Here is a 25,701-nt window from a genome sequence, read left to right on the forward strand (position 1 = left end):
TTATCACCTCAGAAGGTTCCGGTTTTTTGGGCTTCCCTTAGTCTATTTTTTCAAGTTCTGCTCTAAAAATGTCAAGATAGCGTTCGCTAATAACTCCGGTGCTTCGAACAAGCTCATGTGACCTGCTTCCGGTAGGGTAACCTGAGTTACTCCGGCCCGATCTGTTGTAAACGTCCGCGCTGGAGGAACCGCCTGATCCTGCTCACCCGCTACTAAAAGGACCGGCAATGCAGAAGCCGACAATACATCCCGACGATCAGTACGCTCGCGCATAGCCAGTGATGCTCCTACGGCTCCTTGTGGCGGTGTTTTGTAGCCAATTTCTTTGACTTTCAGTAATTGGCTGGACATCGACTCCACATGATCAGGAGCAAACAGTCCCGGTACGAGTCCATCTACAAAGGTCGTAATCCCCTCCGTTTGGATGGTGGATACAGCCTTATTCCGCTTTTCTTTACCTTCGTCCGTATCTGCATAAGCTGTGGAATGAATCAGTCCAAAGGCTGTAAGGCGCTCTGCATGTCTCTGCACTGCCGAAAGGGCTAGATAGCCTCCTAGGGAGTGGCCAAACCAGGCAGCCTGAGGGATGTCCAATTGTTCTTGAAGTTTAAGCACATCATCTGCCATTTGATCAATAGTATAGGCTCCTAGTGGAGCATCGCTGCGTCCGTGTCCACGCAAGTCTGGAACAATACAACGATAGCTTTGGGACAGCAATGGAACAACCTCATCCCAATAGGAGGAGCTTCCGCAAAAACCGTGCAATAAAATGATCGGATCTCCTTTTCCCTGTTCGGCATAGCAGATCGTCGTTCCTTCGCATAATACCTTTTCCATATGGAACCCTTCCTTCTCTGTATATAATCTATTGGAGCTGAATATATTATTAAGTAGAACAATGCTGATGTATATTATTAAGCAGACCATCAATATCTGAAACGGTAACCCTCCGGAAAATCTTGCGAAGCTGTTTTTAAACCAAATTCATAAGCCGCCGCATTAGCAATATGCGCAGCCATTGTCATGACCAAGTGAAGCGACGTCATTTGGAGTGTCCAATAGGGTTTGGGACTGCGCTCATTCACAATCGCTGCAACACTATAATGACCAACAGACGGCAGAGACAGCCCAACCGATCGCGCAGGAGTTAGCGGTTCACACGCAATAAGAAACGTTCCCGTTGAGCCGTGCTGTCCAAGACAAGCATCTATGGCGATCACATGATGATCTTGGGGAATGCACTCCAAGTATGAAACCAGATGATCTGCATCACAGGGCTCCGTCATTGTGCCAATCACGTGCGGAAAGCCTTGCTCCTTGAGCATGGTGCCTACCAGTGGCCCAAGTGAATCACCCGATGAGCGATCCGTACCGATGCAAACAAAAGTCAACTTATCTATAGCATGCTGATGATGAATTTCTCGGAAAAACGGCGCGAGTCCATCTCGATCTGTTTTCTTTACATTATGTTCTAAGGACGAGCGACCGGGTGCGGAAGCTCGATTATACAAAGACAACTTTGTCCATCCTCCTTGATTCGGTTGTATATCGGTAATCTGGCTTTCAGTACATTCTACAACAAAAACATGATACAATACAGGCAACTTCCCCTGTTATGAAAGGATGGAAAATTAACGATGGATTTGTCTGTACCGTCTCATGCCAACATTGAGTATATGATTGAGGGTATTAAAACCAAGCTCCGTATGGCGAGTGGTGCTGCTATGCAGGCATCCGCTTTCTCGCTGGAGCAATACGAGGACATTCATGATGTCTATGATATGGTGATAAGCAAGCCTAACCTGAGCATTTCAGAGGTTGAAGCTATTGTTTCTGAACTGGGCAGATTGCGCAAGTCCTCCTGAATCAGCTTGTAGGACAGCCAGCTTAGCTGTATTACATCCTATCATCATGAGCAACAGCCTTCATGATAGTAGCCCTGTCAGCGTAAATAAAGCTCGTATCTCCGGTCGTCTCAGCAGACGTGCAACGGGATACGAGCTTTATTTTTTCGATTGCATATGCGCATTTTCATACACTTCTTCACTCAAGGATGCTTCAAGGCAAATCAGCTAACACCAGTTCAGATATATCCTCATTACCTGTAGCTCGTATCTTTAATGTACAGCTTTTTTGAATTCGCGCGGCATCACCAGGCCCTAACTGAAAATCCCCATCCTGGCACGTAACTTCCACATGACCGCTAACTACATAGATGTGGGTGCGGCGCTCCTCTTGCTGCGGATATTCAAGCTGCTGTCCTTTTTCCAATCTGCTCAGATACAGATTTATATCCTGCGCGATGGATAACGCTCCCTCCACTTTTGAACCAGACACAACAGGCTGAAGCCGATTTAGACGTTCACTGTGCTTGAATCTTTGCACCTGATAAGAAGGCTGAATGCCAGGACTCTCGGGTAAAAACCACATTTGCAAAAAACGAACTGGTCTTTCATCCCCAGTATTTCGCTCTTCATGTTCAATTCCGGTGCCTGCACTCAGAACCTGGATCGAGCCGCTTTTCAAATCCTGCTCATGTCCTAAGCTGTCGCTATGATGCAATTGGCCTTCAATTACATAGGTGATGATTTCCAAATCGTGATGCGGATGTCTTTTGAAGCCTTGCTGCGGTTCAAGCTCGTTATCATTATGGGCTAGCATACAGCCAAAATGGGCATTGCTCGGATCTTCATAATCGGCAAACGAAAAGCTAAACTCGCTATGAATCCACCCTTTATTTGAGGTATGTCTTTCTGCCGATGTCACTATTTTAATCATCCTTAACACCTCCATGGATTACAGTTCCGTAAAGCAGCTTTGCTTCGTGATGACTATTCCACTTCCGGCCCTGGCATTACAAACGCTGTGATACGATCCCTTTACCCCGGGCTTATATGCCTCAATCAGCCTGTCGTCTCCGTCGGGTTTTGCTCTTAAGTTCATTATTAGTTAAGTTAATAGTACGAAAAATTGAATCTATCACAGCCATAAGGAGGAGATTTATTACATATGCTATCTCATGAACCCCAATCATCCCGTTTCCTACCGAGCTATTTGCGCCGTAGTCTGTATGCATCTATTATCATGATCGCTGTGTTGCTTCTCGTCGCCTACTCTGTGAAATGGATTGGCACAGCTCCTTTTCTATATTGGGATGAACGCATACAGGATGCCATTTTTCCAGACACAGCAGCTGCTCGCTACCAACTGCTAACCATCGCTATATTCATTACATCTTTCGGTTCATTCCGCATGTCCTTAATCATCGCCCTCGGTGCTGCCACCTTGTGTTGGGTCAGTCTTCGCTCAAAAGCTTATTCCTTTGCGATCCTAAGCAGCTTTACGGCAATGTGGGTGCTGAATACGCTCATTAAAGAAATTTTGCAACGGGAACGCCCATCACTTCAACATTTGGTTGAAGCCGGGGGCTACAGTTTTCCCAGCGGTCATGCGATGATTTCCATGGGATTTTTCGGAATGATATTTGCCATTTGGGCCATAGAACGAAAGATTCGTGGGCGTTCGCTCTTTCTTCCGTGTGTTCTTGGTGCACTACTGATTCTCTTGATTGGATTAAGCCGCGTATATCTAGGCGTTCACTTTCCTACAGATATTGTGGGTGGCTATATTGCAGGTATAATTTGGCTGGTGTTTACCGTTCCTGTGATCTATTGGCGAGCGCGCATGAAGCTTCCTTCCACTCCCCACTGGTAAATGTCCGAGACGGCTTTTTGTTTCACTCCGGGTCACGACGTTTATATACGAAGTAAGCAAGGCTCAGCAATATCGAAGCTCAGCCTTCATTAAAAACGTTATGGTTTTGTGAACTTAGGATAAGGGAGGCGATCCTTGTGTGGGGAATTGTACTAAGTATTGTAATGGCTATTATTATCGGATTGATTGGCGATGCACTGGCTGGTCATGAAATGCCTGGCGGCATTGCGGGCTCTATGATTGCTGGATTTGTAGGAGCTTGGCTAGGTGTCATGCTATTGGGAGACTGGGGCCCGGTCATCGGAGATTTTGCAGTCATTCCAGCCATACTCGGAACCGCATTGTTCGTGTTCTTGCTCGGACTTGTGTCCAGGCTATTAAGAAGGGCTACCTAACATTTATATATATTTTTTATTCTATAAGAGGAGTGATATAACATGAGTAACATTGACAATCAAAATATGGCAGGTACTTCAGGTTTTGCAAAAGGTTTATTTATTGGAGGTTTGATTGGTGCTGCCGCAGCCCTGCTGTTCGCGCCGAAGCCGGGTCGTGATTTGCGTAGTGATCTGTCTGATAAAATTACAGTTGTCTCCGATAAAACAAAGGACGTGGCATCTGTAGTTAGCAGCAAAGCGACAGATTTGGCCAAAACCGTTTCCACCAAAACAGCAGATGTAGCCAAAACGGTATCCGAGAGCAAAGACAATATCGTTTCCAGCGTAACCAAAGCTTCTGCCGATGTGGCTAATGAAGCGGCCAAAGCGGATAAAGAAGTTATGGATGCAACGGCTCAGGCGGCCAAGGATACACAGAAACAATTGAATGCTAATTCCTAATAGTTACACATTCAGATGACAAAAAAATAAGCCCTAGACACTGAACAGCCAGCATGCAAGAAGCTGGCTGTTTTTAAATGATAGAAAGGCTGGGATGACAATGAGCAAGCCAAACTCCTATGGAGATGATCTTACCGCGAACAACAAAAGAACCTTTCATCCCCTACAGGCTCAAGATCAGCCAGATGAGGTTTCATCCAAGCAGGCTTCTTCTACTCCCAATCATGTTAAAACGCATGATCACGAGAGAGACTTTGATGTAAATGAGCATCCTTTTGAGCTGCGCCATGAGGTCAAGCGGCTTAACAAACGCTTAGATCAAATAGCAGATACGCTCGAAAGAGCAGAGTTCAAAGATATTCTGGAGAACTACTCCAGCACTAAAAGAAGAATTATGAGCAATCTGACCGCAGGGATTGCACGTGGTCTCGGCCTTACGCTGGGTACAGTGGTCATACTCGCCTTGCTCGCTTGGTTGCTCAGTTTCCTGGTACAATTAAATCTTCCGGTCATCGGAGATTTCATCGCCGAATTATTAGGATATATCAAAATGAGCCAAGGTACTAAGTAATTGTTCCTATCTCATTTAAAAACGATCCATCGTAACCGATAACAGACTCCTCAAAGAGCCTCCAGTTACGATGGATCGTTTTTTATTTGTAAATTGTAACAGCTGTAGTCAGCCGCTACAATTTGTTGCGCTTGTTAGCCTTCAATAAGTCTCCTGTCCACCCCTTCATCATCAGCCAGCCGTACATTCCCAACATACTTAGCAATGTGGCAATAATCACGGTGGTAAAACCCCAGCCTGTTTTAATCCAAGGCAGATTTTCAAAGTTCATGCCCCATATAGCGCCCACTACGGTTGCTGGTGTAAATACGGCGGTGACAATGGTCAGCGTCTTCGTAATCTCATTCCCTCTAAATGCGGAAATGGCGTCGTCAATGGAGATCAATGTGTCGATTTCCTTTTCATAATGCAGGAAAAGCCCTTCCATCCGAGTAACACGGTAAAGTAACTGCTTAAAAAAGCGGTTCTCCTCCAGTTTATCCAGATATGCCTCCCGAGAAGCCGTTACCAGCTCTGAAAAAGGAATGAACATATTGCTCCAATACAACAGCTCGAAACGTGCATTCAATATAGAATCCATCAGCGTCCGAGCATTCCTTTTCTCCATGTCCTCTTCCAGTTTTCTCAGGTTGATCTCGAACTTATCCATACCAGTATGAAAATAATGAAGCACGGCTCTCGCCAATACAAACATGCCGTCAGCTGCATCCTCACACTGTTCCAGCATTTTTTGACGTTCCGCTGTGTGCATAATTTCACGGGTATTTTGATCCAAATTTAACGTCACTAACTTCTGATTTAGGACCAGAAAATAAAACTTGTTGCAATTGCGCTGACTGTCGATCTCCTCCTGAACAGAGTAGATCAGCGACCCGTACATTAAGGGCTGATCGCCATCTGGAAAGCGCACAGATATAAAGCTGGATGGAATGTCCTCTACCTTGTCCAGCCATTCTGAGGCTTCTGGGAGCTTCTCCTTCAAATGCTGTATGACCGAATCTTGCCAATTCCCAGCACTGATGTCCCACCATTCCCATCCTCCACGAAAGGAAGAAATCTGTTCAAATGCTGTCATGGATTCCAAGCTTCCTCCCAACCTTTTTCGCTTTATAAAAAGGACACGCTTCCCATATCGGAATAACGTGTCCTTACGATGTGACGTCAAATATTTTAAGCCATATAATCTGCCATCTACTCATGAAATAGAGGAATTAGACATAATCTGCTTCAGCTTTTCCGTTGCCCGCTTCTGAATACGGGAAACGCTCATCTGCGATACGCCCAACGTCTGTGCAATCGCACGTTGAGATTGACCGTCCTGAAATGCCAGAAGAAGCACCTTTTGTTCCTGCTCCTTCAGTTGGCTTAAAGCCTGCTGCAAATCCATTCGTTTTTCCACAGTGTCATAATCGTTAGCATCCGAGCTAATGAGCTCGCCTAACGTAGCTGCACTCTCATCCTGGGATAAAGGCGAGTCCAGTGAAACATAGTGATAGCACTCACGGCCAGCAAGCACCTCAATCGTTTCTTCCACGGTAAGATCCAAATAGGTCGCAATCTCGTCCACATTGGGTGAGCGTTCCAATTTAACGGTCAGTTCATCAATAGCATGTTGAACAAGCGCACCCTTTTCTTTAATGCGGCGAGGAACCTGGATGTACCAGGATTTGTCGCGCAAATAATTTTTCATATGTCCCAGCATACTTTTCATAGCGTATGGTTCAAATGGGATACCCAAGCTGATATCGTATTGCTGAAGCAGACGTATCAAAGCCATCTGACCGGTCTGATATAAATCCTCGTATAAGTCCGGACGGTTACGGGAGATCTTCCCAGCAGCCATCTTGACCATCGGCTCATACTTACGGATCAGCACGGTAGCAATCTCGTTATCTTTTGTTTGCTGGTACTCCCAGATTAGACCAACGGCTTCATCCATCGACTCCGGGGGAGTTACCTTTTCATTCATACTCTTTCCTCACTTCTGGTCAGTCGCTTTACAAGCACCACTTCGGTGCCTTTTCCTGTCTCATTCAAGATATGGACATCGTCCATAAGCGCCTGCATGAGATAAAAGCCTAATCCGCCTATCTGCGCATCATTCAACTCCTTGTCATGCAAGGATGCGATACGGGACGGGTCCTCCACACGTTCAAAGCTCTCCCCTTCATCTTTGACACGAATGGACAACGAAACTTCATCAAATTCGAATATTACTTCCACGACTCCCCCCTCATGACCATAAGCATAAAGGACAGAGTTATTACACGCTTCCGATACAGCCACTTTCATGTCTTCAATATCCTCATAAGAGAATCCCATTTTCGCGGCAATACCGTATAAATTTAATCTTACAATATCAACAAAGTCAGCAGTTGCCGGCAAATTAAGAACTACTTTTTGAATTTGAGCATTCATTTCTTTTTCTTTCCTTTCCTATTGGGAATTCTCCTGGGGGACAAAGAATTTGGCAATACCGGTCATATCAAACAGCTTTTGAATTTGAGGTGGTACCTCTTGAACAGCAAAGCGAGACTCCATCCCATGCCTTGCTTTTAAAATGGATAACAAGATACCAATCCCCGTGCTGTCAATGTATTTAAGGTCTCTCAAGTTAATAATCAAATCTTGGCTGGACTCCCCCACCAAAGGCTCCATCACCAGGCGAAAATCAGGTGCTACCGAAAGATCCAACTCTCCACTCAGATAAACGGTATTTACGCCATCGGTTGTTTCTGTAATTGCATTAAACTTCTCATTTTTATTTGTATTCATAGGCCTACTCTCCCGAAAAAAGATTTCCCTACATACTAACCCATTATACGATCGTTTGAATCACGGTATAACTTTTTAAACACTACCAAATGCCACCATCTAGGCTTCATTGATTTGTTCTTTACCCGGCTGCATTGGAAAATGGTCCGGAGAATGCCGTAGCAACGCCTGTTTTACACTGCTGATTTTAACGGGCTTACTGATATAATCGTTCATCCCAGCTTCAATACATCGAGGCTGAATACCCTCCATCACATTAGCCGTCATGGCGATAATGGCAGGTTGGGATCTTCCCGCCAATTGCTCACGCACTCTACCCGTACACTCCAGACCGTCCATCACAGGCATCTGCAAGTCCATAAAGATATAATCATAGTCCTGATTCGCCATGACCATTTCAAGCGCCTGTTGCCCATCTGCTGCCACATCTGAAGCTAAACCGAGCTTATCCAGTATATTAACCATCAGCTTCTGGTTAATCGGATGATCATCTACGACCAGTACAGGTTTACGGCTTGGAGATTCCCGATGTGGAATTTCCCAGTCGTGGCTGGACTCCCCCTCCAGTTCATTTTCCTGAGCAAAGCCAAGCTTCATTGTAAAATGAAACGTCACGCCCTGTTCTCCGCTCGTATCTACACGGATATCTCCGCCCATCATATTCACTAAGGTTTTACAAATGGCGAGTCCTAACCCGGTTCCACCATATTTACGCGTCATTGAAGAATCCAGTTGGGAAAAGGGCTGAAACAGCCTTCCAACCTTAGCGGGATCAATACCAATGCCTGTATCCTTCACAGAAAACTCAACGGTAAGTCCATTGTCGCTTTGCTCTTTGACAGATGCGAAGACATACACCCCGCCCCGATCTGTAAATTTGACGGCATTGGATACCAGGTTAATCAATACTTGACGCAATCTTCCCATATCTCCATATAACACAGGAGGCATCTGTTCATCGAGGAAATAAACCAGTTCCAAGTTCTTTCGGTTCACCTCTACCGTAAATAGGCTGAAAACCTCCTTGATACAGGAAACCAGATCAAAAGGATATTCCTCTACCTCCATTTTGCCTGACTCCAGCTTAGTGAAGTCCAGAATATCATTAATGACTGCTACCAGCGCGTCTGCACTACGACGGATGATATCGGCATATTCCTGTTGGTCACTTTGCAGCTCCGTCTCCATCAGCAAATCAATCATGCCAATGACGCCGTTCATAGGTGTGCGGATCTCATGGCTCATCATCGCCAGAAATTCCGTTTTGGCATTGGCAGCAATCTCTGCTGCCTCCTTGGCGGCAATCAGTTCGCTGTTCATCTTCTCCAGCTGCTGGGTCTTCTGATGAAGCAGCATGGACTGTGTCTTCAAGCGCTTGTTTGTCAGATACATTTGCACGAAGCCTTCAATTTTGGACTTGAGAATTTGAGGGATGAACGGCTTCACCATATAATCAATACCGCCCGCTGAATACCCCGCAAATAAATGCTCCGCTTCCTTGCTGTTAGCTGAAATAAAGATAATCGGAATATCCTTCGTTTTCTCTCTGGCCTTGATTAACTTTGCGGTCTCAATTCCATCCATACCCGGCATCTGCACATCCAGGACTACGATTGCAAATTCATCTTTTAATAGACATCGCAGCGCTTCTTCCCCGGATGTGGCCTTTACCAAATTATATTGTTCACTCTCCAGCACCGCCTCAAGAGCGAGCAGGTTCTCAGGTCTGTCATCTACCAGCAATATATGAATCGGTTCATGAAGCCCCATGGAATCCTCCTAAGCATCTCTATTTAATCTTCCGGTAAATTTTTTCTATCCGGTCCAGCGGCTCGTAGGAATCACTATAATCGGTAAAATGTATGGATTCCTTGGCCCCAAGCACCAACACACCAAAATGACTCAAGCTATCATAAAACAACCCATGCACGTGGTTGCGAAGTTCGTCGTTAAAATAGATCATGACATTCCGGCAAAAAATAACATTGAACTCGTTAAAGGACCGGTCAGTCGCTAAGTTGTGCTCCGCAAAAATAATATTTTTCCGTAAAAAAGGATGAAACATCACTGAATCATACTTGGCTGTATAATATTCAGAGAACGATTGCGTGCCCCCGGACTCCAAATAATTTTTGGTATACAGCTTCATTCTGTCGATCCCGTATACGCCTTCCTTCGCCTGCTGTAAAGACAGGTTATTCATATCCGTCGCATAAATGCGGGCCTTATCATATAAGCCTTCTTCATGCAGCAAGATCGCCATAGAATATACTTCCTCACCTGTGGAGCAACCTGCATGCCATATTCGAATGTACGGATACGTTCGCAAAATAGGAATGATTTTCTGCCTAAAATTCAGAAACAGCTCCGGGTCACGGAACATCTCGGTCACCGGAATGGAAAGGCTTTGCACCAGTCTATCGAAGGCGCTGCGATCATGCAGCACCTTCTCCTGAAGTCCTGATATCGTGCTTACATTCTCGGACTGCGCATGATAATAAACACGCCGCTTAATCGATGGCAGAGCGTAGTTACGAAAATCGTAGCCGTACAGCCGATGTATACCTTCCAGCAACAGCTCAATCTCAATCAATTCCCGCTCAGTATCATTCGATTTCACTTCATTAGCAGCATTATCCGCCATATCCTTAGATGTCATAATCTCTCTCCAATTCCTAAATAGGTTTTGCCTGTGCCGCTCCAATCATGTGTCGATTTATATTACCCAATTTTTTGGGTTACGAATACAACCACACCCGCATTAATGATAAAAGCTGTTCGGTTTGAATCGGTTTTTTTACATAATCGGAAGCGCCTGCCTCAATACACTTGGAACGATCATCCTTCATGGCCTTGGCTGTCAGGGCAATAATAGGCAACTTCTCGAATTGTGGCATTAGCCGGATACGTCGCATCGCTTCATATCCATCCATTTCCGGCATCATCATATCCATCAGAACCAGATCAAAATCAGGTGTCTGTTCCAGCAGTTCCAGTGCTTCTCTTCCATTTTCCGCAAAGGTAACCTCCATACGATAGCTTTCCAGCACGCTGGACAGAGCAAATACATTGCGAATATCATCGTCTACCAACAATATTTTTTTATCTTCAAACAGTTCTTCCTTGTTGTATAGCTTCTGCAAAATTTTGCGTTTATCCTCAGGAAGATTCGCCTCTACACGATGCAAGAACAACGTTGTTTCGTCTAAAAGCCGTTCCGGCGATTTAACATCCTTAATAATAATAGACTCTGCATATTTGCGAAGTTGCGTTTCTTCTTTGCTATCCAGATCTTTGCCTGTATAAATAATGATCGGCAGATCAGTTAGCTGCTCGTTCTCTCGAATACGATCCAGCAGTTCAAAACCAGTCATGTCGCTCAGCATCAGATCCAGTACCATGCAGTCATACCGCTGGATAGCCAGCTCATTCAGTGCTTCCTGACCTGTCGATACCGCCGTAATGGCAACATCATCATGATCGATCAGCTCAATAATGGATTTACGCTGATTATCATCATCTTCAACCACAAGGAGACGTTTGACCATTTGGTCCGTATACGATTTTATATGTGAAAATGCCTTATCCAGACTTTCCTTCGAGGAAGGCTTTTTGAGATAGGCAATCGCGCCCATCATTAAGCCCTGCTTCACATCATCTATGACCGAAATAACATGCACTGGAATATGACGTGTCGATGAATTTCCTTTCAGCTCGCCCAAAATGGACCAGCCATCCATCACAGGTAATTGAATATCTAGTATAATAGCGTCCGGCAAATAAGATTGAGCCATGTTGAGCCCATCGTCTCCTTGGAGAGCGATCAGTGCCTTAAAGCCCCGGCTACGGGCCATATCGTACAAAATATTAGCAAAATTAATATCATCCTCAATAATCAACAGCACTTTATCCTGCGAGGTAATCTCGTTTCGGTCGTCCCCCGGATGTATAATGTCCTCCGCTTTGTTTTTCGAAGGCATCTGATATAATGGCAACCGTTTAGCAGGCATAATCATGGGAAGGTCCGTTTCTACCGAGGCTGCGACACTCTCAAAACCCGAATTCACATCCGCACCGTTAAATTCCTCTCTCGAATGAGACTCCATATCCTCAGCCGTTGGCGTTTGTTCCGGCAAATACAATGTAAAACAACTGCCCTGTCCCTGCTCGGATTCCACCGTAATAACGCCGCCCAACAATCTGGAAAGCTCGCGGCTGATCGACAGACCTAGTCCTGTCCCCCCATATTTCCGGCTGGTTGTACCGTCTACCTGCTGGAAGGCTTCGAAGATCAGATCCGTTTTATCGGAAGCAATCCCAATGCCCGTATCACGCACAGATAGAGCCAGATAGGATCTTCGTGGATTTAGCAGACCAGGAAGCTGCTCTCCGTTTGCCCGAGATACAATGAAACGAATAGAACCTTCCGTGGTGAACTTGAAGGCATTAGACAGCAAATTACGTAAAATTTGTTTGAGACGATAACCGTCACTGATAATGGCATCTGGCAAGTTCTCTTCGATTTCGGTATGCAGTTGAAGCTCACGTTTGGCTGCGACCGGAGCAAAATTCTGCTCCACAAACAGTTCCAGTTCCTTCAAATGGACCGCTTCATGGTTAATATCCATTTTTCCAGCGTCCACTTTGGATAAATCCAGAATTTCATCAATCATTTTCAACAAGTCCGCGCCTGACATATAAATGGTTTGTGCATATTCCACCTGCTTTGGCTTGAGATTGCCTTCCTTGTTCTCAGACAAGAGCTGAGAAAGAATAAGCAAGCTATTTAGCGGAGTACGCAGCTCATGAGACATATTGGCCAAAAACTCAGATTTGTATTTGCTTGTGATTCCTAGCTGCATGGCCTGTTGCTCCAACTGAGCTCGTGCATGTTCAATCTCATCGTTCTTTTCTTCCACTTCTCGAACTTGTTCTTCCAGCGCTCTAGTTTTGGCAATCAGTTCAGTATTAAAATGCTCCAATTCTTCCTGTTGACGCTGTAACAATTCCTCTGAACGCTTGAGCTCCTCTGTTTGCTCCTCCAAATTTTCGTTGGAGCGCTTGAGTTCCTCTTGCTGAGTTTGCAGCTCCTCGGACTGGCATTGCAATTCCTCAGTAAGTGCCTGGGATTCGCGCAGCAATTGCTCTACACGCATCCGTCCCTTGATATTGTTCAGAATGATCCCCAAGCTCTCTACTAATTGAGCAAATAGCTTCGTTTCCAGATCACTGAAGCGATCCAGTGACGCTATTTCTATAGCACCGATGCACTCATCCTCGAACAAAATAGGGAAAATCATAATTCCCACTGGCTTACTTTCTCCTAAGGCAGAGCCTATGGACAAATATCCGTCAGGAGCCTCTGTAATCAAGATCGGCTTACGATCCAGAACACATTGTCCGAGCAACCCTTCGCCCACATGGATAACGTCCCTAATCGAATTTTCGCCAGTCACCTTTGCATAGGAGCCGTATAACTTAAAACGGTTGTCTTCTACATCTTTTCCTTGCAAATAGATAGCTCCATAGCTGCCTCCCAAGATGGGCGTAAACTCACTAATGAACATCTGAGCAACCTGCTCCAGTGAATTCACACCACGGAACAGCTCAGTCACCCGAGCAGTATTGGCATTAAGCCAAGTTTGATCCTTCTGCGTTTGAAGGACAGAATGCTCGAATTTCCGCTTTTCTTCCAAGTCCCCGGCCATTTGTTGAAATACACGAGCGACCTCACCGATTTCATCTTTGGAGGCAACACTCATTCGGCTGATGGCCCTGTACTTTCCCTTGCCAAAACCATTAATCATGAGACTAACGATATTTAGACCTTTGGCAATGCTTGGGAGCACCCACAAAATAACCAGTAAGCCCATGATCAGACCGGCGGCCATCAGAATTGTGGTAATCTGTACAGATTCCTCATAGGCCTGATTGGCTTGCTTCATGTCGTTATCAATCTCCCGATCCTGAAAAACGGCAAGGGCATTAATGCTGTCCATTGCCTCCTCTTGAGCAGGCAAACCAGTACTATTGCGGAAAGCGTTAGCCTCATCAATGCGATCTTGTCCCAGCAAGGAAACTAACCTTTGTTCGTAACTTAGAAATTCATTCCAGGCGACGGCTACCCGATCAACCTGCTGCTGCTCTTCACTGGTGCCTGAGTTTGTTTGCAGACTTGCCAGCACTTTCGTTCCAGTAGCGGAAATATCATCGAGCTCACGTTTGGCCTCGCCGACGGAGGAGCCCGGATTCAAAATCAGGTTGGCCATAACTTTGGCCATATCATTCACCTGACCGCGAATAGCCGTTGTTTTCCGGACCTTCACATATCGGTCCTGGTAAACCTGATTCAGCTGCTCATTCAGGCTCCCCATACGGTCATAGCTGATTAGCGTCAGCACAAGGAGGATCGCCATAAGCGATCCAAAGCCGATCAGCAGTTTATTTCTGATTTTCATGCAAGCTCTCTCCCTCTTTCAATGAAATCCAGATCAGGCACTTATCATCATCGCGATCCTGTGGCGCCTCATTACGAAAAAATGCATCCAGCATCGCTTCTTCATTCCAATCCTCATACTTACGTAGGCACTCAGTCAGATACTCCAACTGCTCCTCATATTCACCTTCCACCGCTTCCAGCAAGCCATCCGTATACAAAGCGATATGTCCAGTTCCTTCATAATGAATCGTGTGCATTTCTGCATCAATCTTATCAAACAAACCAACCGGGCTACATGCACGGTCAAATTTGGTAATGCTGCCATCCTGGTTGAACAGCAAACCGGGAGGATGTCCCGCATTTACATAGTCAATTCGCCGTGAACGGGTATCAATCACCATATAAATCGCCGTAAAATAATACTGAACCAGCTGCTTGCCCAGATCCAGTTGATTAAAACGACGATTTAGCTCTTGTATGACTTTCTCAGGCTCCACATATGTGGTCACCGTATCCTTAAGTACAGACGCAATAAACATGCAGAACAGCGAGGAAGAAATGCCATGCCCCATCATATCAAGCAAAATGATGGCATATCGCCCCTCCCCTAACGGATACCATGAATATAAATCCCCTGCCAGTTCAAAGGAAGGCTGATAGAGCGCATTCACTTGCAGTACCGGGTCCTGAATGGCAGGACTAAGCACCGCCTGCTGCACCATCGCGGCCAGCTTCAACTCATCCTGAATTCGCTGATCCCGATCCTTATGCCAGTCCTTCTCCTGTTTGAGACGCAAAGCAGACCGGATTCGCGCCATTAGCTCTACCTTGTTGATCGGCTTTGTGACATAATCGACGGCTCCCACATCCAGAGCTTCGGCCAATTTTTTGGAATCGCCTACTGCCGTTACCATAATAATCGGGATATCTTTTAAATGCTCATATTCCTGCACAATACTGCAAGCTTCAATGCCGTCCATTTCAGGCATCATCATGTCCAGCAGCACCAAATCAATATCTGAAGGACGGGGTCGAAGACTAATGGTACGATCGCCGATTCCCAGATGCTCCAACATTTCTGCGGCCGAGCTAGCAGAGATCACATCCCGATAATTTTCTTTTTTCAGTATTTCACGAATAATAATGACATTCGTCGGGTTATCGTCAACAATTAGAATTCTCATTGGCCTCTCCTTATCTGTAACTCATGTATTATACTATACCTGCTTAAACGGCAACACCCTTGTTCAATAGAAGTAGTGTTTCCGTAAGAAGGCATTCCAAAAACATAGATAAGGAATGAGGCTGGAACCCCATTCCTTATCTATGTTTTTGGAGGACCCGCGAAACACTTGTGCTGCGGTCAACATCCTCTTTTTCGAATCTAATGCCACTCTGCTTTTATGGTGAACAGCAATATCACGCTTTTTTAGCAATGACCAGCACTTTACCCTGATCCAGTTCTTTTTCATAAAAGTCAGCTTCGGTATCTGTAAATCCCAAGGAAGTAATTTTAGCGCGAAGCTCATCGCCGCGGGAACGGAACAAGTTGGCTAATGAGTCGAAAACGCCCTCTTCCTTAATCCCGATTTCCTTGGCATCCACTGTATCGGCAATACGATCTGTCCGATCCTGATCATGAGCGAGCACGAACACATCCTCATAACGATAGCCCGTGTTACGCAACTCATTTACTGCTTCAACGGCTTGTACACCGTTATCTACCACTTTGGCATAAGATTTATGATTGGTCTGATTCATGTTTCTCACGCTCCTTTAAGGATTGACTTCTCTGACTATTACACTTCACACATCCATTTGAAACTTCCATGTTATGTCACGCCTCGGAAAAATCAATTACCATTCCGTTTCATCAAAAAACTCGACATACTTAGGTTTATCAGACGTCTCATCCATAAACACTTTGATTGCACGTTGTCCGCGTACATAGACCTCTCCGTCTTCCGCCGTGAATTGCGAGCCACCCAGCGCCTGATCCAGCGTTTTCCGTTGCAGCGGCAGCCACTCATCATTTACCTTGATTCGACCGGCAGCAGGGTCTACATGCACATAAGAAACGACGTCATCACGCATACCAACTACAACATCTGGATATTGGTATTCTGTAGAAAGCAGCAGCATATCCTTTTTGACTCGTAGTGGCTTGCCCAGCTTTTTCAATACATCGGCACGTGTATCATCCAAAGATATGCCATTTAAGGTATGAAAATCTGCTGGTACAGCATGTGGAGCGGGTATCGTCTGCACAGTCCTAACCATATGCCCCGCTGTTTGCGGGGAAACGGTTTGCTGAACCGTATCCTGTCCGGAAAAGGGAGTGAGCAAACCAGCAGCTAGTAATAACGTCTTCATCATAAATCTCACCCTTTCAATGAATTTCCTGTAGTTTACGGTTCAGCCACTATGCTACTGACGCATTTTCTGCCACACCCCAGCAGCGATGTCTACATAACCCAACCAGTTTTTACCCGGCTTGGCCGCAGGCTCCTCATAAGTCGCATTGTAGCTCTGAACCGTCCGCTCCGTTGCGGTCAAAGGTCTATTCGGTGTCGTTGCCTTAATCGCATTATCCGTTCTGGAAGTATTACTCGCAGCGCTATGCGATTTCTGAAACCGTGTCATTAACGCTGTTGAAGCCTGCTTGGCAGCCAGCGTCACTTCGCTGAGTACCTCCCCCAAGTTTCTAACCGATTCCATCACTGGCTCCACTTGCTTCAATTTATGATCAACATCTGCGGTGATGTCATTCGCATGTCGAACCGTTTGTTTTACTTCATAACTCAGTTCATCTACCGTTTTTTGCACATCCTGTAAGGTTTGAGTCACCTTATCCAGTGAGCCTTGTGCTGCTTTCAACGTTTTAATGAGGAAAATAACGAGAACTGCAAATGCGATAGCAATAATAAAAATGCTGACCTGTGTTAACATGGCGTAACCTCTCTTTCGTCTTTCACGATGATGTTTATGATTACTGCATAGTTACCCTTTAGATTCAGACACGAAACAACGTCCAGGCTGGCTTCTTCTCCGCTCCAAACGTTATGATTCACGGACTCTCGCACCGTTTAAAACAACATATAACGATGGCACAGCCACGAGTAATCTATAGAAGTCACCGTCATCTGCAACCACGCTCTATCGGGGCGTGAGTATGCCACATTATATACAATTAAAGGAGGATACAGAACATGCTAAAATGGTCCGCTTTATTCTTAATTTTTGCTGTGATCGCCGGAATCTTAGGTTTTTTTGGTATCGTCGTGTCCATAGCTGCTACAATCGCTAAAATATTATTTGTGATATTTCTGGTGTTGTTCGTCATTTCACTCTTTACCGGAAGAAGACGGGTTTCATAGTTATCGGATGCTAGCTGTACAAAAGCAATATTCTAATGTTTATAAAAAAAGGATGTTCCCCCCCTGGTCAACAGGGCTGTGGAACATCCTTTTTTGATGCAGCTTTTTTACGGTTAACGGCGCTTTTATTGAATCACGCTGCCCCCAAACAGGAAACGGTCCTGCCAAGGCTTGCTGAAATCCGTAACTTTTACACCGCCACCCGCTACAGAAAACGTATGGAGAAGCTTGTTGTCTCCCAAATATACAGCTACGTGTGTAATCGTTTGAGAGGAATTATCTAAGGACGTGTACGCCCCGGAAGATGCATTATAATTTGTAAAGAAGAGTAAATCGCCACGCTTCAGCGTAGTCATGTCCATATTCGGCTGACTGTTTTGCTTGATCCACTCACCCTGTGAACGGGAATCTGCCGGAAGCTGGATACCTACAGCCTGACGGAAAATTTGACGGGTAAATGCCGAGCAATCAAAAGTAGCCGTACTGTTACGATCCGAACCATATTCATATGGAGTTCCGAGATAAGTCATCCCCGTATTAATAACCTGCTCTATTGCAGCCGCTGCATCACCGGAAAACATGTTCGTAGTTGACGCAGGAGATGCTGTCACAGGTATTGCGGTAGTATCAGGAGTGGTTGTCACCGGAGCAGCCACAGGCTGCTGCACAACAACGCCCTCACCAATACGAATATACTGTGGAGACGAGCTGACATAGCCCACCGTACCATCAGCATTGGTAACCTTGAACCAATAGGCATTACTTGGATCAGTAATCGTAACGACATCCCCTGCATTCAAATAGCCCAAAACCTCGGAAGAAGTGGATGCCTCCGCCCGCAAACGAACGGACGTTTGAATCGTGGCTTTCGTTTGACCGGCAGAACTATTCACTGAGGCTACAGCCTCTTTAGCTGAAACATTTTTAACTGACTCTGCGGCTTCCGGTTTACGGCTGGCAGATGAAGTGACAGCAGCAGCGACGCTGGTAGCGCCAACTTTTATGTACTTGTCGGAGCTGCTAGTATATCCGGTTACTCCATCAGAAGTCTTGATCTTATACCAATAGCTGTTTGTTTTCTCCAATACCGTTACGGCCTCTCCCTGCTTCATAAAGCTGACTACATCCCCTGTAGTCGAAGGACCGGATCTAAGCTTTACAGCCGCCTGAATAACTGCCTTCTGTCCTGTGGATGCTGTTGATGCCGCTGCGTCAACCTGACCCGGCGCCACATGAATTGCTGCCAACAGCGCGGCTGACGTCATGAGCATTCCCATCACGCGTCTTCTCAATGTTGCACCTCCTGGCTGTTTTTACGAATTTGAAGAGCAAATCCAATTCCGACGAATATAGCCGGACATGCCTTCATTATAGTAAAAGCAGCAGGAAGAGAGATATAATCCAAACGTCACAAAAGGAAGCGTATACGCCTTTTGCATATAGGTCTAAAGTCACTTTTAACGCTAACTATTCAATAATTAATCTATAATTTGGGTTCTACATGGACATGGACATGCATCGTATTATGAACCTCTTGCAGACGTTCCTCAATCCGGTCGCTGATTCGATGCCCTTCAATCAGGCTGAGTTGTGGATTGACCTCAATGACCACATCCACCAACGCATGATTGCCGTGTACACGTGCCTTAACGTCCCGAATCCCCTCTACTCCAGGTATACAGGCAATCGTACTCCGTAAGTCAGACAGCTCTTGCTCATCAAATCCATCGGTCAAGCTGTGCGTGGAATCCTTAAAAATATCCCACGCTGTTTTACAAATGATGAATCCTACCGCGATCGCAGCTACAGTATCCAGCCAGGGTAGGCCGAACTGTGCGCCGATAATGCCAACTGCTGCCCCAACACTGACAAGTGCATCCGATAGATTATCCTTGGCCGCTGCCAGCAAAGCCTTATTGTTAATTTGCCGTGCCAGTCTGTTATTGTAAAGGTACACTCCCAGCATAATCACTGCACAAATCACAGCTACACCCGCGGAGGTGATATCCGGTATTTGCTTTCCGCCCTTGAAAATGCTCCCGATCCCATCAATAAGCACCTGCAAACCGACGACAGCCATAATAAAGGACGCCAGCAGCGCCGCGATCGTTTCTGCCCGAAAATGTCCATAGGCATGGTCAGAGTCCGGTGGCTTTTGGGAAATTCTCAGTCCAATCAGTACAGCAACCGACACTACAATATCGGTGACATTATTGAAGCCATCCGCCCGCAACGCGCTAGAAGCAAATATATATCCGCTAATCAGCTTAAAGGCGGACAGCAAGAGATAAGCAGCAATGCTCACCCACGCCCCACGCTCACCTTTTCGTATCTCTTCATAGACATTTACCACAACGTAGGACACTCCTTCAAATATATAGTTCCCAGCAGAACGATCTCACCGGGCCCAAAAATAAAAATAGCAGCGTTGCTGCCCTGAATAATATCAATTTTCTTTGGTTAACTGTTATTTTCAGGATAGCAGACGAACTTTGTGTGGGTCTAGAGAAACAGTCTTTCCGCTCTGCATCGCTGTAGTAACAACGAAAAAGTATTGCCAGGCCCCATTCCTGTAGGTTATACAAAACATTTTTTCCTTCACGCAAAAAACAGAGGTTTTCTCTTCCACCCCACCCCAGATGTGTGTTATCATTGTTGCCCTTGTCCCTTCTTTTAAAAACGTATAAAATGAGGACACAGCCGCGTTTTTATTCAATCCAGCATGATTGACATGAATCTGGCGGCAACAGGAGGAATTTATTCATGAGCGATGCCAATGAACCACGTAAAGTTAATCTCGCAGATGCCATTCGGGAAAAGCTGGCACAAAAAAAACAGCAGTCCGGCGCTTCACAGCAGGGCGGCTTTCAAGGCGGTTCCGCCAAAACACTGAAAAGCCAAAATACGAAGAAGCCGAACAACCAACGCCGTCGTACAGGCGGATCATAAGCCACCCCATAGTATATATATTGTACGCAAAATCGGACGAGGTCTATCTTACCTCACTTCGGAACCGAGTAAGCTATGGGCATGACACAAAAACGAAAAAGAGGAGTCTCCCCGCCATCTAAATGGCCTAAGGAGCTCCTCTTTCGTTTATCTAGTTGTTGAAGTTAGCCGGTTTGGATTTTAGCCGATTTCTACCGGATACATACGTTCACGCAATTTTGTGATTTCTTCATTTTCCAAGTATTCATCATAGCTCATCGTACGGTCGATTACGCCGTTTGGTGTAATTTCCACGATTCGATTCGCGATCGTTTGAATAAACTGGTGGTCATGGGATGTGAACAATATAGTACCGTCAAAATCAATCAGACCATTGTTCAGCGCTGTAATGGATTCCAGATCCAAGTGATTGGTCGGTTCTTCCAGCAACAGCACATTGGCACCGTTCAGCATCATTTTCGCCAGCATACAGCGAACCTTTTCGCCCCCGGACAGCACACTTGCTTTCTTAAGCGCTTCTTCTCCAGAGAAAAGCATACGTCCCAAGAAGCCGCGCAGGAACGTTTCGTCCTGATCCTTGGAATATTGACGCAGCCACTCCACAAGATTCATATCCACACCTTCAAAATAGGTGGAATTATCTTTCGGGAAATAAGCCTGGCTAGTTGTAATCCCCCAAGAGAATTCTCCGCTATCCGCTTCGATCTCGTTCATCAACACCTGGAAGAGCGTCGATTTAGGCATGCCGTTCGGGCCAACAAACGCGATTTTATCGCCTTTGTTCACAACCAGACTGAACTCATTCAGCACTTGCTCGCCTTCAACAGTTTTACTGAGGCGGTCTACTGTCAGGAGTTGTTTGCCTGCTTCGCGTTCAGGCTTGAAGTTCAGGAAAGGATATTTACGGTTCGATGGACGGATGTCATCCAACGTAATTTTATCCAGTTGTTTTTTACGTGAAGTAGCCTGTTTGGACTTGGAAGCATTCGCAGAAAAGCGCTGAATAAAGGCTTGCAGTTCCTTGATCTTCTCTTCCTTTTTCTTGTTGGCATCACGAGTCAAGGCAAGCGCAAGCTGGCTGGACTCATACCAGAAGTCGTAGTTGCCGACGTACATCTGGATTTTGCCAAAATCAATATCCGCAATATGCGTACATACCTTGTTCAGGAAGTGACGATCATGGGATACGACAATGACGGTGCCTTCATAGTCCATCAAGAAATTTTCCAGCCATTGAATGGATTCCAGGTCCAAATGGTTGGTAGGCTCATCGAGCAGCAAATTGTTCGGACGACCAAACAACGCTTGAGCCAGGAGAACACGTACCTTGTCATTACCACTCAGCTCAGACATGTTCTTGTCATGCAGATCACGGGGAATACCAAGACCGATCAGCAAGGAAGCTGCATCCGGCTCGGCATCCCATCCGTTCAGCTCCGCAAATTCACCTTCAAGCTCACCGGCACGTAGACCGTCCGCTTCGGTAAATTCCGTTTTGGCATACAGCGCATCCTTTTCCTTCATGATTTCATACAGACGCGTGTGGCCCATAATAACGGTTTCCAGAACCGGGAATTCATCGTATTCATAATGGTTCTGCTTGAGGACTGCCATCCGTTCACCCGGTGTCATGTGAACCTCGCCAGAATTGGCTTCAATTTCACCGGAAAGAATTTTCAAAAAGGTGGATTTACCTGCGCCATTCGCCCCAATCAGGCCGTAGCAGTTCCCAGGAGTAAATTTGATATTTACGTCTTCAAAAAGTGGGCGTTTACCATAACGAAGCGTTACGCCGCTTGTACTGATCATATAAGCATACCATCCTTATCATTAGTAAAGTGCTAAACACAAAATTACCGACGGCAATAGTATAACACACAAAAGATCGGATTCGAACCGTAGTATAAGCATAACCGCCCCTGAATCTCATCCAATATCTTATAAATAAAATAAAAAATGCTTCTGTCTCCACCATTGTCGCCTGACAAACACATGGACCAGAACCATTTTCATGTTCTAAATTCGTTGAGATGCCGTTAGGACAGACGCGTTATTCAGTCGCGGCATTGATGTTCCATGCGCTTGTAATTGTCAGGAAACCCCGACACCTAACGGAATGAGGTACATGCCGACTTCATCATCCTGTTTGATTACGACCTCCACGTCATAGACCGTCTGGATCAGTTCAGATGTAACGACCTCTGTAGGTGGGCCGTTCGCTATAATACGCCCTTCCTTCATGGCAATCATCACATCGCTATACCGAATAGCCTGATTGATATCATGCAGCACCATCACGATTGTCAGTCCATGTTCCTGGTTTAACTGCCGAATGAGCTCTAAAATTTCAAGCTGGTAGTACATATCCAAATAGGTGGTCGGCTCATCCAAAAATAAAATTGGCGTCCGCTGTGCCAAGGCCATTGCAATCCATACACGCTGCCGTTCTCCTCCTGAGAGCTGATCCAATGTGCGAGTTCTACGTTCGTTCAGGTTAGTGCAGGCTATTGCCCACTCAATCGCCTCCTCATCCTCGTCACGCCTCGCTGTGAACATGTTCTTATGCGGCAACCTGCCGAAGCTTACGAGCTTTTCTACAGTCAAGTCGGAAGGTGCCTCGTTCTGCTGATGGACTACCGCCAGTTGACGGGCCAGCTCCTTGGGCTTGTAGTGGGCTATCTCCTTGCCGTCCAGAATCACTTGGCCCAAGCGGGGAACAGCATTGTTGGACATCACGCTGAGCAGCGTTGATTTGCCGCATCCGTTGGGACCGATAATGGTAGTGATCCGTCCCGACTCAATAACAGCATTAATAGCATGCAGACGATCTGTTTTCCGATCATAAGAGAAGGTTATATCCTTAATGTCCATAGGTGCGATCCGCCTTTCTGATCAGGAATATCAGGAACGGCCCGCCAATGACGGCCATAATAATAGAAGCCGGGATTTCATTGGGAGCAAGCACTGTCCGCCCCAGTGTATCCGCGAGCAGCAGCAGCAAGCCGCCGCATAAGGCGGAAAATGGAATCAACCACTTATGATCCGAGCCAACTAGGTAGCGGGCACAATGCGGAACGAGCAGACCGATAAAGGCAATCACTCCCGCGATGGCTGTAGCCGTTGCTGCAAGCAGCACTGCAATCACAGAAATCAAAAGTCGTGCACGCGTTACATTGAATCCCAGATTTTTAGCTGTTTTATCTTGAAGGGACAAGAAATTGCACCAAGAGAACACGAGCATGGCTAAAATTAGCCCAATCCCGCCATAGGTCACAATAACCTCGACATCTACCCATTTTTTCATAGACAAGGTTGAAGTGGTAACCTGATTAATGCTAGTGACTGCATAACTGCCTCGATAGTTAAACGACTGACCTAGGCCGGAAAAAATGGCGTTCACAGCCACCCCGATCAGAATGAGACGAATCGGATGCAAGCCAGATTTCCATGAAAAACCATAAACCATTAGACAGGCTAACGCACCGCCAATAAATGAAAAGAACGGCATCCAGAAATAAAGCGCAGGAAAGACCGTCACCGCAATCAGCGAGATCAATGCCGCTCCCGAAGAAATGCCGATAACCCCTGCATCCGCCAGTGGGTTTTTCATGACGGCTTGCAGCAAAACACCCGCTACTGCAAGTGCTGCACCTGCCATCACGGACACGAAAATTCTCGGTAGTCTCAGGTCCTTGACCACATTCACCTGATCATCTGTACCTGTCCACAATCCGGTCATCAACTGACTCAAATCCACCTTGAGACTGCCTGTCATCGCTGAATACAGCATGACGCCGACGAGCAAGACAATTACAACAATAAGGCTCCATACTTTTTTGGACATGTCATCAGCTTCCTTTAATTCGAAGGATACAGCATTTTCATCAGCTCATCCAGCGCCGAGTTTGCCGCTAAATTCCCTGTTGTGCCAAACAACGGTTCAGGCAGATCATAGACATGCCCATTTTTCACAGCGTTGAAATGCTTCCAGATATCGTTAGTTTTGAACTCTTCATCGAACATTTTCACTACTTCATCCGGCATCCCGTGTGCAGCGCGCAAAATGATATCGGGGTTGGATTGCTGCAAGGCTTCGGTATTGTGGGCAATGAACTCCACCTTCTCGCCCTGAACCACATTGGTTCCGCCTGCAATTTTAACCAGATCCCCAATATAGGAATGCTCGGTAGCCACCAGATAGCTTCCTGGTACTCCCAGCAAAATCAATACTTTAGGGGATTTCTTCCCTTTGATCTTTTGTTGAATCTGGGCAACTTTCGCATCCAAAGCTCCATTAATCTCTTTGGCCTTATCGGCTTTGCCAAACGTGTCTCCCAGCTTTTGAATTTCTTTTTGCATATTCGCGAGACTTTCAAAATTTAAAAATTCGGCATTGATTTTCAAATCTTTAAATTTAGGCTCCAGATCATATTTCAGTGTCGTCACCGACAGTACGTCCGTCGGCTTCAATGACATCACTTTTTCCATATCAGGACTCATCGGATTACCCACATCAGGCACATCCTTGTAACGGTCAGGCAGCACTTTCGTGCTTGTCGGCTTGCCTGCCAAATCCAGGCCCAGTGCATCCGTGATTTCCGCAATGGCTACCGTAGTCGCCACAATACGAGGAGCTTGAGCTTTACCGTCAGACGACTTTCCGGTTGCATTAGATGTTGCCGCTGATTTCGAACCATCGCTCTGGTTCTGCCCGGCCTGTGCCCCTCCCGAACATCCAGCCAGCAACAAGATCACGATGCCGATTAACATATACAAACCAAATGTTTTTCCTTGAGCCAATGCTATATACCGTTTCATGAAAATCCAGTCACCTCAATTCAAAATATAGAAAAACAGTAGGAGCCCCAACTTTTCGGGTATCCGGATTTTGCAAAATTCGATCCCAGTCGCTCCAAGGTGCAATATATAGACGAACTAGACCATTTCGATCTACATATTGTTCATTAGAAGTCGCTTATTGGATTTTTGCAAATTCCTCGGGTATGTAAATGCTGACAAGTCTTGATGCCGGGGCAC

General features: G+C 45.9%; 27 protein-coding genes. 7 read left to right on the forward strand and 20 right to left on the reverse strand.

Going from position 1 to position 25,701, the window contains the following annotated elements; translation table 11 throughout:
- Window positions 1–42 precede the first annotated feature (42 nt).
- Together MKX30_RS10035 and yyaC are read right to left on the reverse strand one after the other, a co-directional pair.
- Window positions 43–837, reverse strand: a complete 795-nt coding sequence (locus MKX30_RS10035; RefSeq protein WP_341062777.1) for an alpha/beta fold hydrolase — start codon at window positions 835–837, stop codon at window positions 43–45.
- An 89-nt stretch (window positions 838–926) separates the two neighbouring features.
- A complete protein-coding gene (yyaC, locus tag MKX30_RS10040) occupies window positions 927–1,517 on the reverse strand; it encodes a spore protease YyaC (protein WP_049828442.1) in 591 nt (196 codons plus the stop codon).
- A gap of 120 nt (window positions 1,518–1,637) precedes the next feature.
- Here yyaC and MKX30_RS10045 point away from each other — a divergent pair, with 120 nt between their 5' ends.
- Window positions 1,638–1,865, forward strand: a complete 228-nt coding sequence (locus tag MKX30_RS10045; RefSeq protein ID WP_013373034.1) for a DUF1128 domain-containing protein — start codon at window positions 1,638–1,640, stop codon at window positions 1,863–1,865.
- Between the two features lie 193 nt (window positions 1,866–2,058).
- Here the strand turns inward: MKX30_RS10045 and MKX30_RS10050 are convergent, their stop codons facing one another.
- On the reverse strand, window positions 2,059–2,778 hold the full coding sequence (locus tag MKX30_RS10050) for a pirin family protein (RefSeq protein ID WP_341062778.1): 720 nt from the start codon (window positions 2,776–2,778) through the stop codon (window positions 2,059–2,061).
- A 231-nt stretch (window positions 2,779–3,009) separates the two neighbouring features.
- On the opposite strand from MKX30_RS10050, the gene MKX30_RS10055 reads away from it, so the two are divergent.
- The 4 genes from MKX30_RS10055 to MKX30_RS10070 all read left to right on the forward strand — a co-directional run bounded on the left by MKX30_RS10055 (window position 3,010) and on the right by MKX30_RS10070 (window position 5,124).
- Window positions 3,010–3,714, forward strand: coding sequence for a phosphatase PAP2 family protein (locus MKX30_RS10055; protein WP_254348998.1), 705 nt, complete (start codon window positions 3,010–3,012; stop codon window positions 3,712–3,714).
- Window positions 3,715–3,851: 137 nt separating this feature from the next.
- Window positions 3,852–4,109, forward strand: a complete 258-nt coding sequence (locus MKX30_RS10060; RefSeq protein ID WP_013311925.1) for a GlsB/YeaQ/YmgE family stress response membrane protein — start codon at window positions 3,852–3,854, stop codon at window positions 4,107–4,109.
- Between the two features lie 42 nt (window positions 4,110–4,151).
- Window positions 4,152–4,553, forward strand: a complete 402-nt coding sequence (locus tag MKX30_RS10065) for a YtxH domain-containing protein (protein ID WP_068938232.1) — start codon at window positions 4,152–4,154, stop codon at window positions 4,551–4,553.
- Between the two features lie 94 nt (window positions 4,554–4,647).
- Window positions 4,648–5,124 carry a DUF5665 domain-containing protein gene (locus MKX30_RS10070; RefSeq protein WP_254348999.1) on the forward strand — a complete coding sequence of 159 codons (477 nt, stop codon included), beginning with the start codon at window positions 4,648–4,650 and terminating at the stop codon, window positions 5,122–5,124.
- 115 nt (window positions 5,125–5,239) lie between these two features.
- On the opposite strand, the gene MKX30_RS10075 is transcribed toward MKX30_RS10070, so the two are convergent.
- From MKX30_RS10075 to MKX30_RS10125, 11 genes are all read right to left on the reverse strand, one after another.
- Window positions 5,240–6,199, reverse strand: a complete 960-nt coding sequence (locus tag MKX30_RS10075; RefSeq protein WP_341062779.1) for a magnesium transporter CorA family protein — start codon at window positions 6,197–6,199, stop codon at window positions 5,240–5,242.
- Between the two features lie 120 nt (window positions 6,200–6,319).
- Window positions 6,320–7,093 carry a sigma-70 family RNA polymerase sigma factor gene (locus tag MKX30_RS10080; RefSeq protein ID WP_028541852.1) on the reverse strand — a complete coding sequence of 258 codons (774 nt, stop codon included), beginning with the start codon at window positions 7,091–7,093 and terminating at the stop codon, window positions 6,320–6,322.
- The gene (rsbW, locus tag MKX30_RS10085; RefSeq protein WP_023990271.1) at window positions 7,090–7,542 is read right to left on the reverse strand and encodes an anti-sigma B factor RsbW; all 453 of its coding nucleotides are present in this window, start codon (window positions 7,540–7,542) and stop codon (window positions 7,090–7,092) included. Before rsbW ends, MKX30_RS10080 begins: the two co-directional genes overlap by 4 nt.
- A gap of 18 nt (window positions 7,543–7,560) precedes the next feature.
- A complete protein-coding gene (locus MKX30_RS10090) occupies window positions 7,561–7,899 on the reverse strand; it encodes an STAS domain-containing protein (RefSeq protein WP_023990272.1) in 339 nt (112 codons plus the stop codon).
- Between the two features lie 99 nt (window positions 7,900–7,998).
- A complete protein-coding gene (locus MKX30_RS10095; RefSeq protein WP_279835143.1) occupies window positions 7,999–9,669 on the reverse strand; it encodes a response regulator in 1,671 nt (556 codons plus the stop codon).
- Between the two features lie 19 nt (window positions 9,670–9,688).
- Window positions 9,689–10,558 carry a CheR family methyltransferase gene (locus MKX30_RS10100; RefSeq protein WP_023990274.1) on the reverse strand — a complete coding sequence of 290 codons (870 nt, stop codon included), beginning with the start codon at window positions 10,556–10,558 and terminating at the stop codon, window positions 9,689–9,691.
- Window positions 10,559–10,637: 79 nt separating this feature from the next.
- Window positions 10,638–14,357, reverse strand: coding sequence for a response regulator (locus MKX30_RS10105; protein ID WP_339200895.1), 3,720 nt, complete (start codon window positions 14,355–14,357; stop codon window positions 10,638–10,640).
- Window positions 14,341–15,522 (reverse strand): PP2C family protein-serine/threonine phosphatase, encoded by a 1,182-nt coding sequence (locus MKX30_RS10110; RefSeq protein ID WP_023990276.1) that lies wholly within the window; start codon window positions 15,520–15,522, stop codon window positions 14,341–14,343. The genes MKX30_RS10105 and MKX30_RS10110 overlap by 17 nt, the downstream gene beginning before the upstream one ends.
- Before the next feature lie 235 nt (window positions 15,523–15,757).
- Window positions 15,758–16,099 (reverse strand): general stress protein, encoded by a 342-nt coding sequence (locus MKX30_RS10115; protein ID WP_023990277.1) that lies wholly within the window; start codon window positions 16,097–16,099, stop codon window positions 15,758–15,760.
- Window positions 16,100–16,195: 96 nt separating this feature from the next.
- Window positions 16,196–16,714, reverse strand: a complete 519-nt coding sequence (locus MKX30_RS10120) for a hypothetical protein (protein ID WP_053326087.1) — start codon at window positions 16,712–16,714, stop codon at window positions 16,196–16,198.
- 51 nt (window positions 16,715–16,765) lie between these two features.
- Window positions 16,766–17,287: a DUF948 domain-containing protein gene (locus tag MKX30_RS10125; protein WP_013311938.1), complete on the reverse strand. Its 522-nt coding sequence runs from the start codon at window positions 17,285–17,287 to the stop codon at window positions 16,766–16,768.
- 260 nt (window positions 17,288–17,547) lie between these two features.
- Here MKX30_RS10125 and MKX30_RS10130 point away from each other — a divergent pair, with 260 nt between their 5' ends.
- Complete coding sequence (locus MKX30_RS10130) at window positions 17,548–17,715, forward strand: DUF1328 domain-containing protein (RefSeq protein WP_023990280.1); 168 nt, start codon at window positions 17,548–17,550, stop codon at window positions 17,713–17,715.
- A gap of 125 nt (window positions 17,716–17,840) precedes the next feature.
- Here MKX30_RS10130 and MKX30_RS10135 read toward each other — a convergent pair whose 3' ends face one another.
- Both MKX30_RS10135 and MKX30_RS10140 read right to left on the reverse strand, forming a co-directional pair.
- A complete protein-coding gene (locus MKX30_RS10135; protein ID WP_028541845.1) occupies window positions 17,841–19,007 on the reverse strand; it encodes a C40 family peptidase in 1,167 nt (388 codons plus the stop codon).
- Between the two features lie 191 nt (window positions 19,008–19,198).
- Window positions 19,199–20,068, reverse strand: a complete 870-nt coding sequence (locus tag MKX30_RS10140; protein ID WP_025718735.1) for a cation diffusion facilitator family transporter — start codon at window positions 20,066–20,068, stop codon at window positions 19,199–19,201.
- A gap of 410 nt (window positions 20,069–20,478) precedes the next feature.
- On the opposite strand from MKX30_RS10140, the gene MKX30_RS10145 reads away from it, so the two are divergent.
- The gene (locus MKX30_RS10145; protein WP_013311941.1) at window positions 20,479–20,664 is read left to right on the forward strand and encodes a hypothetical protein; all 186 of its coding nucleotides are present in this window, start codon (window positions 20,479–20,481) and stop codon (window positions 20,662–20,664) included.
- 180 nt (window positions 20,665–20,844) lie between these two features.
- Here the strand turns inward: MKX30_RS10145 and MKX30_RS10150 are convergent, their stop codons facing one another.
- From MKX30_RS10150 to isdE, 4 genes are all read right to left on the reverse strand, one after another.
- On the reverse strand, window positions 20,845–22,473 hold the full coding sequence (locus MKX30_RS10150; protein WP_023990284.1) for an ABC-F family ATP-binding cassette domain-containing protein: 1,629 nt from the start codon (window positions 22,471–22,473) through the stop codon (window positions 20,845–20,847).
- A 282-nt stretch (window positions 22,474–22,755) separates the two neighbouring features.
- Complete coding sequence (locus MKX30_RS10155) at window positions 22,756–23,535, reverse strand: ABC transporter ATP-binding protein (RefSeq protein WP_023990285.1); 780 nt, start codon at window positions 23,533–23,535, stop codon at window positions 22,756–22,758.
- A complete protein-coding gene (locus MKX30_RS10160; protein ID WP_028541843.1) occupies window positions 23,525–24,508 on the reverse strand; it encodes a FecCD family ABC transporter permease in 984 nt (327 codons plus the stop codon). The genes MKX30_RS10155 and MKX30_RS10160 overlap by 11 nt, the downstream gene beginning before the upstream one ends.
- Window positions 24,509–24,522: 14 nt before the next feature.
- Window positions 24,523–25,482 (reverse strand): heme ABC transporter substrate-binding protein IsdE, encoded by a 960-nt coding sequence (gene isdE / locus MKX30_RS10165; protein WP_341062780.1) that lies wholly within the window; start codon window positions 25,480–25,482, stop codon window positions 24,523–24,525.
- Window positions 25,483–25,701 lie beyond the last annotated feature (219 nt).

The organism is Paenibacillus sp. FSL P2-0173, assembly GCF_038008045.1.
GTDB lineage: Bacteria > Bacillota > Bacilli > Paenibacillales > Paenibacillaceae > Paenibacillus > Paenibacillus polymyxa_B.

Excerpts from the sequence above, each read along its gene's own strand:
- MKX30_RS10035 (WP_341062777.1), bottom strand. The coding sequence starts at position 837 with ATGGAAAAGGTATTATGCGAAGGAACGACGATCTGCTATGCCGAACAG.
- MKX30_RS10045 (WP_013373034.1), top strand. The coding sequence starts at position 1,638 with ATGGATTTGTCTGTACCGTCTCATGCCAACATTGAGTATATGATTGAG.
- MKX30_RS10050 (WP_341062778.1), bottom strand. The coding sequence starts at position 2,778 with ATGATTAAAATAGTGACATCGGCAGAAAGACATACCTCAAATAAAGGG.
- MKX30_RS10055 (WP_254348998.1), top strand. The coding sequence starts at position 3,010 with ATGCTATCTCATGAACCCCAATCATCCCGTTTCCTACCGAGCTATTTG.
- MKX30_RS10065 (WP_068938232.1), top strand. The coding sequence starts at position 4,152 with ATGAGTAACATTGACAATCAAAATATGGCAGGTACTTCAGGTTTTGCA.
- MKX30_RS10070 (WP_254348999.1), top strand. The coding sequence starts at position 4,648 with ATGACAATGAGCAAGCCAAACTCCTATGGAGATGATCTTACCGCGAAC.
- MKX30_RS10075 (WP_341062779.1), bottom strand. The coding sequence starts at position 6,199 with ATGACAGCATTTGAACAGATTTCTTCCTTTCGTGGAGGATGGGAATGG.
- MKX30_RS10080 (WP_028541852.1), bottom strand. The coding sequence starts at position 7,093 with ATGAATGAAAAGGTAACTCCCCCGGAGTCGATGGATGAAGCCGTTGGT.
- rsbW (WP_023990271.1), bottom strand. The coding sequence starts at position 7,542 with ATGAATGCTCAAATTCAAAAAGTAGTTCTTAATTTGCCGGCAACTGCT.
- MKX30_RS10090 (WP_023990272.1), bottom strand. The coding sequence starts at position 7,899 with ATGAATACAAATAAAAATGAGAAGTTTAATGCAATTACAGAAACAACC.
- MKX30_RS10095 (WP_279835143.1), bottom strand. The coding sequence starts at position 9,669 with ATGGGGCTTCATGAACCGATTCATATATTGCTGGTAGATGACAGACCT.
- MKX30_RS10100 (WP_023990274.1), bottom strand. The coding sequence starts at position 10,558 with ATGACATCTAAGGATATGGCGGATAATGCTGCTAATGAAGTGAAATCG.
- MKX30_RS10105 (WP_339200895.1), bottom strand. The coding sequence starts at position 14,357 with ATGAAAATCAGAAATAAACTGCTGATCGGCTTTGGATCGCTTATGGCG.
- MKX30_RS10110 (WP_023990276.1), bottom strand. The coding sequence starts at position 15,522 with ATGAGAATTCTAATTGTTGACGATAACCCGACGAATGTCATTATTATT.
- MKX30_RS10115 (WP_023990277.1), bottom strand. The coding sequence starts at position 16,099 with ATGAATCAGACCAATCATAAATCTTATGCCAAAGTGGTAGATAACGGT.
- MKX30_RS10120 (WP_053326087.1), bottom strand. The coding sequence starts at position 16,714 with ATGATGAAGACGTTATTACTAGCTGCTGGTTTGCTCACTCCCTTTTCC.
- MKX30_RS10125 (WP_013311938.1), bottom strand. The coding sequence starts at position 17,287 with ATGTTAACACAGGTCAGCATTTTTATTATTGCTATCGCATTTGCAGTT.
- MKX30_RS10130 (WP_023990280.1), top strand. The coding sequence starts at position 17,548 with ATGCTAAAATGGTCCGCTTTATTCTTAATTTTTGCTGTGATCGCCGGA.
- MKX30_RS10145 (WP_013311941.1), top strand. The coding sequence starts at position 20,479 with ATGAGCGATGCCAATGAACCACGTAAAGTTAATCTCGCAGATGCCATT.
- MKX30_RS10150 (WP_023990284.1), bottom strand. The coding sequence starts at position 22,473 with ATGATCAGTACAAGCGGCGTAACGCTTCGTTATGGTAAACGCCCACTT.
- MKX30_RS10155 (WP_023990285.1), bottom strand. The coding sequence starts at position 23,535 with ATGGACATTAAGGATATAACCTTCTCTTATGATCGGAAAACAGATCGT.
- MKX30_RS10160 (WP_028541843.1), bottom strand. The coding sequence starts at position 24,508 with ATGTCCAAAAAAGTATGGAGCCTTATTGTTGTAATTGTCTTGCTCGTC.
- isdE (WP_341062780.1), bottom strand. The coding sequence starts at position 25,482 with ATGAAACGGTATATAGCATTGGCTCAAGGAAAAACATTTGGTTTGTAT.